The organism is Aquimarina algicola (genome assembly GCF_006443095.1).
GTDB lineage: Bacteria > Bacteroidota > Bacteroidia > Flavobacteriales > Flavobacteriaceae > Aquimarina > Aquimarina algicola.
Genome location: NZ_VFWZ01000009.1, coordinates 312,837 through 324,177, shown reverse-complemented (window position 1 = coordinate 324,177; position 11,341 = coordinate 312,837). Strand labels below are relative to the sequence as shown.

Sequence of the window (11,341 nt, the reverse complement as noted above, 5' to 3'; positions counted from 1 at the left end):
TCTGTCTCCTAACCAAATCAGATCAGAACATGAATAAAATTACCAAAAACATATTAGGGATCTTAATGATTTCGACATTGTACAGCGCTTTTGCACAACAAGATCCTCAATTTACACAGTATATGTATAATACACTAAGTGTAAATTCTGCTTATGCCGGTTCTAGAGGTCATCTGGCAATAACAGGGATTCATCGGTCGCAATGGGTAGGTATTGATGGTGCTCCCAGAACGCAAACCTTAACTATTGATAGTCCTTTGGGCAAAAATGTAGGTTTAGGATTATCTGTCGTAAATGACGAAATCGGTCCATCTGATGAATTTTATTTTGATGCTAACTTCTCTTATACCATAAGAGCGTCAGAAACGCATCGGTTATCTTTTGGTGTAAAAGGAGGGGCACGATTGCTCAATATCGACTGGACCAAAGGACGAATTCAAAATCCGGATGCTGTTTTTCAGCAAAATATCAATAACCGCTTCTTCCCTACTGTGGGTGCCGGTTTATATTTACATGGCGAAAAAAGTTATTTGGGAGTCTCTATTCCTAACTTTTTTACAGACCAACATTATGATGATATTCAGGAATCTGTGGCTTCAGAAAGATTACACTTCTTTTTGATTGGTGGATTGGTATTCGACTTAAGCGAAAACACAAAGTTCAAACCGGCATTCTTACTAAAACATGTTGTTGGAGCACCTTTAATTGTAGATCTTTCTGCCAATTTTATGTTCTTTGATCGATTTAGACTTGGGGCTTCATATAGATGGGATGACTCTGTAAGTGCGCTGGCAGGTTTTCAGGTATCACCAGGATTATTGATTGGTTATTCTTATGACTACACTACTACAGAACTACAAGAGTTTACAACGGGAAGTCATGAGATCATGATCAGATTTGAACTAAAATCAGAAGAAAAACGATTAAAATCACCTAGATTCTTTTAAAAAAGACATAGTATATGAAAAATATAATTACCCTAAGTCTTCTAGCCTTTTCTCTTTTTGGATACTCACAAAAACAATACAAAAGAGCAGACAACTTTTTTGAGAAGATGTGGTATATAGAAGCCGCCAAAGAATATGAAGCTGCTATAGAACAAGGTGACAACTCCAAAGAGGTACTGCAAAAAGCAGGAGATGCCTATTATTTTAATACCAATATGGAAGGTGCCTATAAATGGTATGATATTCTGATCTCTGAATATGGTGAGGATGTAGAAGTGGAGTACCTGTTTAGATATGCGCATAGCTTACAAGGTATTGGCGATAACAAATCTGCAAAAAAATGGATGAAAAAGTTTTCGCAAAAAGCGAATCAAAACGATCCACGAGGTCAAAAATACTCTCAAGAGCGCATTAGTATTGAAGATGTTCTAGAACTACCAGAACAATTTACACTCAAAAACCTTAAGATCAATACATCATTATCAGACTTTGGTCCAATGTATTTTAAGGATCGTCTTGTATACTCTTCGGCGGTGGATTCTTCTACCTATCACACCCGAAAATATCGATGGAACGAGCAACCATATTTGAATATGCTAATAGGTGAAATAAACGGCACGCAAACCGATGTCACTTTTACTGAAGAGTTTTCTAAAGAATTAAATACCATTTATCACGAAGCTACATTAGCATTCTCACCCGATCAAAACACGATTTACTTTACTCGAAATAATTATGATGGTAAACTAGTGAGAGATGATGAAGGTATTAATCACTTAAAGCTATACACAGCACAACTAAGAGAGGATACGTATGGTAATGTCTCTTGGGCAAACGTTCAGGAATTGCCTTTTAATAGCAATGAATATTCTGTTGGGCACCCCACAGTGAGCAAAGATGGGAAGAAACTATATTTTGTATCAGACATGCCGGGATCAATCGGAGCTACAGATATTTTTGTTGTAGATATTTTGGGAGAAAACAAATATTCTCAACCCAAAAACTTAGGCCCCAATATCAACACATATGGTAGAGAGATGTTTCCTTATATTACAGACAAAGCACTTTACTTTGCATCAGATGGCCATTTGGGATTAGGAGGACTTGATGTTTTTGAAAGTAAAACCAACGAAGGTAACTTTACCATTCCTGTAAATCTTGGCGCTCCGCTAAATAGTAACCTTGATGACTTTGGATATATCGTAAACGAAGAGACCAACAAAGGGTATGTGTGTTCTAACCGAAAAACCGGTAAAGGAGATGATGATATCTATTCTTTTGTGAGAACCCCTATCGAGATTTGCGACCAAAAAATCACGGGTCAAGTTACCAATACTGCTACAGGTCAGAGTATTGCTCAGGCAAAGCTAACATTGATCTCAGGAAGAGGAGAAGTACTAGAAGAAACCATGAGTAACGAACAAGGAGAATACACGTTTAAATACAAACCAAAATGTGGTTCTCCTTATGAAATAAAAGCTGAAAAACTAGGTCACAATACTACCACCACTCCTTTTGAAACTCAAAAAGGTGAAGGCGAAACCAATGTTCCTATTGCGCTAGAAACAGTAAACAAATTGATTGTAGAACAAGGAGGTGTACTCAAAATCAAAATAGGAATCATTTATTTTGACCTGGATAAGTCTTTTATCAGAAATGATGCAGCATCAGAACTCAATAAAATTGTACTGTTGATGAATGAATATCCAAATATGGTGATCAAGGTAGAATCACATACCGATTCTAGATCCAGTAAAGAATATAATCGTGACCTCTCTGATCGAAGAGCAAAATCTACCAGAGAGTACATCGTATCTCAAAATATAGAAGCTGATCGAATAGAAAGTGCAATCGGTTATGGTGAGTCCAGGCTTATCAACGAATGTGCAGATGGAGTATCTTGTTCTGAAGCGCGCCATCAACTCAATCGTAGATCAGAGTTTATTATCATAAAAATGTAATACCAAGGCTAATTCATACTATATTACAAACAAAAGAGGTTGTTTAATGATAAACAACCTCTTTTATATTTCTTATACGATCTCGGGGTTTGACTTATATAAAACCTCTTTTTCTAGCCTCTTCCAGTAGTTTTTGATCATCTGCTTTTGCAATAGAAAACATCTCTTTGATTTGATTTTTTCTCTTCTCTATCGCACTAAGTGATAAGCTTACATAGTTTGGTAAATTCTTGGTCTTTACCCCTCTTGATAAATGATACAATATCTTTAAGTTTTTCTCGTCCAGAGAAAATTTATTGGTCATCATTTTTCTAAAATGATCATTTACCGTTGAACTATAATACGCTTTACCTTTTACGATATTATTAAAAGCCAGTAGCAACTCGCTAGATGTAAGGTCACTCTTGATTAAAAAACCTGAAGGGTTAATATTTTTGAGAATATTATGAATCCTATGATCCTCTCTATGCATGGTAAGGATAATAATCTTAGCTTTAGGTAGCAGCTCTTTGGCATGCTTAGCCAAATCCTCTCCAGAAGTAATACTACCATCTGATGATGGTGGTAATTTGATATCTACAAAAAGCATATCATAAGGAACCGATTCTGAAGATTTGACAATGCTAGAATAGGCATCATCACAATTAGAAGCAATATCGATTTTGATTTGATACTCTTTTTGATTTTCTCCTAGCAGAGTATTTTTATACCCTTCGATAATCATAGGGTGATCATCGATCATAAGAACTTTAAGTTTTTTCTTCATCTTAAAAAAAATTTGTTGTTTAGAGTTTAAAACAAAAGCATTATTGTTGTTGCTCTTACCATGATCTTGTTTTAAACATTAAAATTATAGCGGTATGCTAACTGACACTGTAGTTCCCGAATCTTCGGTACTCAAAAAATTAACTACTCCACTCATCTGACTAACACGTGATGCTATATTCTTTAAACCAATTCCTTTTTTCACCTTACTTGTTTTAAAACCGATCCCGTCATCTAAAATAGTAAGATTTATCTTATCATCAACATAATCAAAACTAATTTTAACAATGTTTGCTTTGGCATGCTTAAAAATGTTCTGCAAAGACTCTTGCAAAATCCTGAAGAGATTTACCTTTTTTTGATCGTTAATCGACTCCCAATCAATATTTTCGTCACTATTAAACTCGTATTCTATCTTATGTACTCCACACAAATCTTTGATCAAAGTCTCTACTGCATCTATATATGCCACATCCGAGGGTAATGTTTCTGCACCCAGATCATGAGAGATCAATCGTATTTCTTTTTCTATAGATTTAAGTTCTTCTATGTATTTGTTTCTGGCATCGGTAAACCCATCGTTTGCTCTTTGGTTGATCCCATCCAGGCTTAAACGCACCCCAAATAATCGCCCTAGTACCCCATCATGCAACTCCTCAGACATGCGTTGCTGTTCTAGCTGTCTCCCCTCTTCTAATTTAATTTGTTGATTAAGTAGTAATCGATAGATCTCCTCATTGGCTTCTTGCTGGGTTTGCGCAAATAGAAGCTCTTTGTTACTTTGTTGTTGCCTAAAAATGATATATCCTAGTAAAGATAATGTAGTAAGACCAAGTATAGCAATGAGTAAAATCTGATTTTCTTTACTGATCTGTATATTTTCTTCTACAATTTGATCCGTTTCAAATCGAATACGCGCAAATTTGTCTCTAAACAAGCGTTCTTGTTTTACTAAGCTATCGTTAAGTTTTATATACTGGTTTGCGTATTCTAATCCTTCACTTTTATTTGATACTTCAGATAGCAATTTATAAACCCTTAATAACTCTTCATTTTTTTGAAGCTCTAGAGAAATACCTTTTGACTGTTCCGCATAAACTTTAGAAATACTATCTTTATTTATAGATTGATAATACTCTGCCAAATGCAAAGTATTCGTGGCTATTCCATTCTTATCATCAATACTATCTCTTATTTTTAATGCTTTATAAAAAAGCTCAGGTATTTGAGTTGTATCATTTGATAAAAAATTCACATAGGCAAGATTATCAATAAGCCTTGCTTTTCTTTTAGGATTTTTTTCTAAAAATTCAGTATGAGATAACAAAGCTTTATTATAATATTCTTTAGCCTTATTATATTTTTTTTGAGACTTATAAGTGGTACCTATATTATTATATGAAATTGTTTTTTGTAATATTTCATCTTTAGTATTTTCATCATATTCTATTGCTTTCAAATGATAATCAATAGCTTCATCAAAACGCTCCATATATTTGGCCAAAATTCCAAGATTTGTATAGCAAATTGACAAGAATTTTTCGTTTTCTGCTTTATTAAAACTTTCTATCGCACGAATAGTAGCTTTCTCACTTTCACTATAGTTTTTTGTTCTTTGTAATACTCTGGCTAAATCTATTAATATTCTTCCATGTTCAAAGGCAATCTCTTTTTTATCATATTTGCTAAGATTGATAGAAGAATAAATTTTTTCTGCCTGATAAAAATTCTTGTAAGCATTATCAAGCTCTGATACCCTGTAATATATACCAAGATACCCATATGATTCTGCTATTTTAAGTGAGTCGTTAATTGATTTAGAAAGTTCTAATGCCTTCTCATTAAATTTTTTATAATTCTCAAAATCTTTTAAAGAATAATAAGCAAAGGATATTTGATGAATTTTTTCGACTTTCATTGAATTATCTTTTAAGGTAGAGTAAATACCATAAGCTTTTTCTAAATTTTCTACCCTTTCTTCATTTGATAGCTCACTATTTTTCCCTTTATTTATAAACTCATCAATTAAATTGTATTTTAAGTCTTGATCTTCTATCCTTGTTTTTTTATTATTACATGAAATAATAAAACCAAGCATTAAAATTATAATACAGAGATATTTTAATGAAACTTTTAGCATTTTAATTATTTTTCCATTTCTAAGAAATCGATTTTAAATTAAATAAAAAAGCCCTAAATATCTAGAGCTTTTTTATTTAATTTAAAATTTTATGAATATGTAGAATAATCTTTCTGATATCTAATTAGGTACTGGAATTTCTTTACTATCATCTTCCGATGAATTAATATCATTTAATTCTGTATTTAATTCATCATCTATGGAGTCTGTTTCACAAGCGATAAAAAATGTGCTTAAAAATAAAATAATGAATAGCGTCTTTATAGTTCTCATAATAATGCTTTTTGTTAGTTAATGTTATATTTCAATAAAATAGAATTATCTGATTAGTCTTGGCCGGGAGGTGTGATTTCTTTACTATCATCTTCAGTTCCTAAAGTATCTATTTCTTCAATTCCTACTTCATCATTTACAGAATCTGCTTCACAAGCGATAAAAAATGTACTTAAAAATAATATGGCGAATAATGTTTTTATAGTTTTCATAATATTGTTCTTTTAGGGTTGTACTTAGTCTTACTCTTTTTGCTGTACTTAATTAATTTTTAATATTTTAATCTATTTTGGGACTCTCGCTGCGCATGCGACAAATACTTCATTAGAAAATCACGTTTTTGATATGTTTGTTTCTCTAATTGTACACTACAAATGTAGCTCGATTCTCTCCCGGCGCATAATATATTAAGGTGTGTTTAGTAGTTTACCTACTATTAGAAGTAAATGGACGATTTATAGAGGTAACTGGTCGAATTTTTAGTTTTGATACATTTTGTAAGAAAAAAACTACTAACAATATCAAAATACCGTATTACAAAAAAACCAACAGATATTTCTATCTGCTGGCTATTACATTATATTTATGTTAAATACCTTTACTATATATAGATTAAACTACTTTTTGCTAAAGTATCTTTAATTTCTTCTACATTGTTTTTGTACGATTTTGAGAACGGAATGAGATCGTTGGTATTTTTGATGGCACATTTTGCTTTTCCAAAATGAATCCTCGATACATAATGCATATTAATGATATAACTATTATGTACTCTTACAAAATGTCTGGGCAATAGGTTTTGAAAATGCTTCAAAGTCTTGAAGGCTTGCACAGTATTGCCATTACTCATAATAAAATCGGTTGTATTATTATCTGCCTTGAGATATAGGATCTCGTCTACATTTACGAATCGGTAATCTCCATAAGATCTAAAACATAGTGTATTGTCTTCTATCTGATCAAAGTCTTTTTCAAACCGCATCAATGTTCTGGTAATATGCCCCGGGCCAAAAGGCTTCAATATATAATCTAATACTCTGTTACGTATACCCTCTATGGCATATTGTGTTGTTTTGGTCATCACCACAAACTCCGGCAATCTGCTCATATACCGAGATAACTCTGTAATGATTGAGTATTGCATGCTATCGTTATATAGCCCCGGTACTTCGGGTTCCATAAAAACAATTCGAGGTCTTCTTGATAAAATCAAATCCAAGGCTTCTTGCTCGTCTTTGGCTTTGCCAATACAGATATAATTGGGTTTGTCTTCTAAAGATACTTGGATGGTTTCAGCAATTTTATCGTCATTATCAATAATTACATAAGGGTATTTCATAGTATATAAGATTAAATATTAGTGTCGGTTAATTAAATACGGGATTTGATATCAACAATATAGCATATTTACACTTTTTTTTGTTACGGAAAAACCGTAATTTTAATACGGAACATTCTCATTTACAAACACTTACAATTATGTTAATCATCGACTAATATGTGCCTTTCAACAGTATAAATATTTTGATTAGACAAACGTAAAAATCTCTTGATTTTGTATAATTTTTATGAAATAATCTTAAAATCTGGTAGTTAGTGTTAAAATTCGACATTAAACAATAGAGAAATCCATTTCCTTATTTTTGTGCAATCATTAAAATCTATTCTTTTTATAGGGATAGGTTGATTTTTTTAGATAGTTTTAAGTGTAATAATCGAATTGATCGTGTTTATTTATGAAAAATATAGTAGTTCTTACCGGTGCAGGCGTAAGTGCAGAGAGTGGTATTAGTACCTTTAGAGATGCAAATGGGCTTTGGGAAGGCCATGACATTATGGAGGTTGCTTCGCCTATCGGGTGGAATAATAACCCTGAGTTGGTTCTTGATTTTTATAACAAAAGGAGAAGCCAGCTATCTACCGTAGTACCCAATGAGGCACATAAAGCATTGGTTACATTAGAAAAAAAATACCATGTGACTATCATCACACAAAATGTTGACGATTTGCATGAGCGTGCCGGTAGTAGCAACATCATACATCTGCATGGTGAATTATTAAAGGTAAGAAGCCAATTTGATCAAGATCTGGTGCTTGACTGGAAAGATGACTTAAATATAGGAGACCTCTGTGAGCACAACCAACAACTACGCCCACATATTGTTTGGTTTGGCGAAGATGTACCTATGATGGATAATGCTATTACAATTACCGAAAAAGCTGATATCGTAATTATTATTGGTACTTCTATGCAAGTATATCCTGCTGCGGGGCTATTATCGTATGCGTCATCAAATACTGATATCTATTTTATTGATCCTAAACCTGCAATTGAACCCAAAAGTAATCTTACTGTGTTATCAGAAAAAGCAACTACAGGAGTACCCAAAATTGTAGAAAATTTATTACAGTGAATGTAATACTATATATAATGAACTACTAAACTTAAAAAAAATAGCATAACGCTATGCTGTACTTAATACAGCATCTCACCGGCAGTGCGAACGCAACTTGTGTGACCCCAAATCGAGTTCGGGTGACGTAACGTTTAACTATCAGAGACCCAAATTTTAACCTCAACCTTTAAAATTTTAACGCGTTAGACTCAAATTTTAACCTAATCAGTTAAAATTTCTACTCAGCAAGTTGAAATTTTGATCAAAAAGACCAAACGGAAGGTCAAAAAGACGTAACGTTTAACCATAGAGACTCAAATTTTAAGAAGCGTGACCCAAATTTTGACCTCTACCTTTAAAATTTTAACGTGTTAGACTCAAATTTTAACCTAATCGGTTAAAATTTCTACTCATTGGGTTGAAATTTTAATCAAAAAGACCAAACGGAAAGTCAAAAAGACAAAAACAGGGCTAAAAAGAGCAATTTTTTAGCAAATTCAAAAAGTTTAAACGAGTTCAATATATAATAGATGCTTACTGATTTATTTTTATTAAGTATTTTTGAGTTTCAACCTTCTCTCTATTCATAAATATAACCAAACAACCGCAACCATGACAGCTATAAAAGATGTTATCGATACTATTGATCATTCTAGAGAAAAGAGAGCTTATGTAGCCAACTTACTTTTGGATCACCCGGAGCTACTGCCGGAGCTATTATCTATTTGCGAATTGGTAGATGAAAAAATTTCTTGTAGAGCCTCGTGGGCGCTTGAGTTTGTATGTAAAAACAAATTAAACATATTGCTGCCGTATCTAGATAGCTTTATATCTATTGTACCCAAAGTATATCAAGATCCTGCTGTACGCCCAATGGCCAAAATATTTGAATATCTTGCCCTTGCTTTTTATACCCAAAAAAAGAAGGAAGTACAACAATCGCTACATAAAGAACATCGAGAACAGATGGTAGAAATTGGTTTTGACTGGCTAATTACAGATCAAAAAGTTGCTACAAAGGCGTATACGATGACAACACTATATTTACTGGGTACAGAATTCGATTGGGTACATCCCGAGCTCAAAACAACATTAGAGCTTAATTACAACACTGGTAGCGCTGCATACAAAGCACGGTCTCGAATGATATTGAAAAAATTACAATCCAAAAATTCTTAATCAAAACATATCGTTTATCTTTGCATCTTTCAAAAAAACACAACATTATGTCCACATTTTCGCTACAAGCCATCTCTCCTATAGATGGCCGTTATGCATCAAAAACACAATCGCTTAGTTCGTATTTTAGTGAGGAAGCTTTAATCAAATACCGTGTATTGGTAGAGATCGAATATTTTATTGCTTTGTGCGAATTACCCCTACCGCAATTACAAAATGTAGAAGCCTCGTTATTTGAGAACCTTAGAACAATCTATACTACATTTTCTAGCGAAGATGCTTTGGCGATCAAGGACATTGAAAAAGTGACAAATCATGACGTAAAAGCGGTAGAGTATTTTATAAAAGAAAAATTTGATGCTCTTGGACTTCAAGAATATAAAGAGTTTATCCATTTTGGGTTAACTTCTCAAGATATCAACAATACCGCTATACCATTAAGCATTAAAGAAGCGATAGGAAATGTGTATATCCCACAATACCTAGCCTTAAAAGATAAATTAACAGCTCTGGTTGATGAGTGGAAAGATGTACCAATGCTGGCACGTACGCATGGGCAACCTGCATCTCCTACCCGACTAGGAAAAGAACTACAGGTGTATGTTACCCGGTTAGAAGCTCAATTTGATTTATTAAATGATATCCCTAGCGCCGCAAAATTTGGTGGAGCTACAGGAAATTACAATGCGCACAAGGTTGCCTATCCTACTATAGATTGGAAAGCTTTTGGCACTCAATTCGTACAGGAAAAACTAGGGTTACACCACTCTTTTCCTACCACTCAGATAGAGCACTATGATCATATGGCCGCCTTATTTGATGGATTAAAGCGTATCAACACTATTCTACTGGATCTTGATCGTGATATATGGACATATGTATCTATGGACTATTTTAAACAAAAAATCAAAAAAGGTGAAGTGGGATCATCTGCTATGCCACATAAAGTAAATCCAATTGATTTTGAAAATAGCGAGGGAAATCTAGGGATCGCCAATGCATTGTTTGAGCACCTGGCTGCAAAATTACCGGTAAGCAGATTACAGCGCGATCTTACCGATAGCACAGTTCTTAGAAATGTAGGGGTTCCTTTTGGTCATACAGTTATTGCTTTTCAGGCAACGCTAAAAGGGCTTAATAAACTACTACTGAATGAAGAAAAATTCTCTGATGATCTCGAAAATAATTGGGCAGTAGTAGCAGAAGCAATCCAAACGATATTAAGAAGAGAAGGATATCCTAATCCTTATGAAGCGCTAAAAGGGTTGACTAGAACCAATGAAAAAATCAATAAAGATTCGATTGCTAATTTTATAGATACACTGGAGGTTTCTGATGATATCAAATCAGAATTAAAAGAAATATCTCCTTCTAACTATACAGGAATTTGAGCTTTGTATTACTAAAGCTCGTTTTAATTTATAATAAAAGATTAACACAAAGGCTTAATATTACAAGTAAAATTAACAATCATATTTACTATTTTCATGTAGTTTAATTTTAAATCAAAAAACGATGAAAAAACGTAAATTAAGTTTGAAGAAAGTGAGAATTTCTAAGCTCAACAATGGTAAAGAAGTTGTAAAAAATGATACAACTGCTTTCAACGACACGACGGCAATTATTGATACTACTGCTAATATCTAAAATCAATAATGAAAATAAAAAAAGGCTTTACTT

11 protein-coding genes are annotated in these 11,341 nt (G+C 33.2%); 6 read left to right on the top strand and 5 right to left on the bottom strand.

Annotated features, from left to right (window positions below):
* Positions 1–29: 29 nt before the first annotated feature.
* A complete protein-coding gene (locus FHK87_RS23195; protein WP_140597264.1) occupies positions 30–947 on the top strand; it encodes a PorP/SprF family type IX secretion system membrane protein in 918 nt (305 codons plus the stop codon).
* A gap of 14 nt (positions 948–961) precedes the next feature.
* The gene (locus tag FHK87_RS23190; protein ID WP_140597263.1) at positions 962–2,908 is read left to right on the top strand and encodes an OmpA family protein; all 1,947 of its coding nucleotides are present in this window, start codon (positions 962–964) and stop codon (positions 2,906–2,908) included.
* A 94-nt stretch (positions 2,909–3,002) separates the two neighbouring features.
* Here FHK87_RS23190 and FHK87_RS23185 read toward each other — a convergent pair whose 3' ends face one another.
* From FHK87_RS23185 to FHK87_RS23175, 5 genes are all read right to left on the bottom strand, one after another.
* On the bottom strand, positions 3,003–3,674 hold the full coding sequence (locus FHK87_RS23185; protein ID WP_140597262.1) for a response regulator: 672 nt from the start codon (positions 3,672–3,674) through the stop codon (positions 3,003–3,005).
* An 84-nt stretch (positions 3,675–3,758) separates the two neighbouring features.
* On the bottom strand, positions 3,759–5,813 hold the full coding sequence (locus tag FHK87_RS23180; RefSeq protein WP_140597261.1) for a tetratricopeptide repeat-containing sensor histidine kinase: 2,055 nt from the start codon (positions 5,811–5,813) through the stop codon (positions 3,759–3,761).
* 120 nt (positions 5,814–5,933) lie between these two features.
* Positions 5,934–6,086 carry a hypothetical protein gene (locus tag FHK87_RS26445; RefSeq protein ID WP_226294394.1) on the bottom strand — a complete coding sequence of 51 codons (153 nt, stop codon included), beginning with the start codon at positions 6,084–6,086 and terminating at the stop codon, positions 5,934–5,936.
* A 53-nt stretch (positions 6,087–6,139) separates the two neighbouring features.
* The gene (locus FHK87_RS26440; RefSeq protein ID WP_226294393.1) at positions 6,140–6,298 is read right to left on the bottom strand and encodes a hypothetical protein; all 159 of its coding nucleotides are present in this window, start codon (positions 6,296–6,298) and stop codon (positions 6,140–6,142) included.
* A gap of 389 nt (positions 6,299–6,687) precedes the next feature.
* Entirely contained in the window at positions 6,688–7,425 is a 738-nt protein-coding gene (locus FHK87_RS23175) for a LytR/AlgR family response regulator transcription factor (RefSeq protein WP_140597260.1), read from the bottom strand.
* 397 nt (positions 7,426–7,822) lie between these two features.
* On the opposite strand from FHK87_RS23175, the gene FHK87_RS23170 reads away from it, so the two are divergent.
* The 4 genes from FHK87_RS23170 to FHK87_RS26560 all read left to right on the top strand — a co-directional run bounded on the left by FHK87_RS23170 (position 7,823) and on the right by FHK87_RS26560 (position 11,308).
* The gene (locus FHK87_RS23170; RefSeq protein WP_140597259.1) at positions 7,823–8,500 is read left to right on the top strand and encodes an SIR2 family NAD-dependent protein deacylase; all 678 of its coding nucleotides are present in this window, start codon (positions 7,823–7,825) and stop codon (positions 8,498–8,500) included.
* A gap of 594 nt (positions 8,501–9,094) precedes the next feature.
* Positions 9,095–9,661, top strand: coding sequence for an adenylosuccinate lyase (locus FHK87_RS23165; protein ID WP_140597258.1), 567 nt, complete (start codon positions 9,095–9,097; stop codon positions 9,659–9,661).
* Positions 9,662–9,708: 47 nt separating this feature from the next.
* Positions 9,709–11,052, top strand: coding sequence for an adenylosuccinate lyase (gene purB, locus FHK87_RS23160; RefSeq protein ID WP_140597257.1), 1,344 nt, complete (start codon positions 9,709–9,711; stop codon positions 11,050–11,052).
* A gap of 124 nt (positions 11,053–11,176) precedes the next feature.
* Positions 11,177–11,308, top strand: coding sequence for a hypothetical protein (locus FHK87_RS26560; protein ID WP_262711279.1), 132 nt, complete (start codon positions 11,177–11,179; stop codon positions 11,306–11,308).
* The last annotated feature ends 33 nt before the right edge of the window (positions 11,309–11,341 follow it).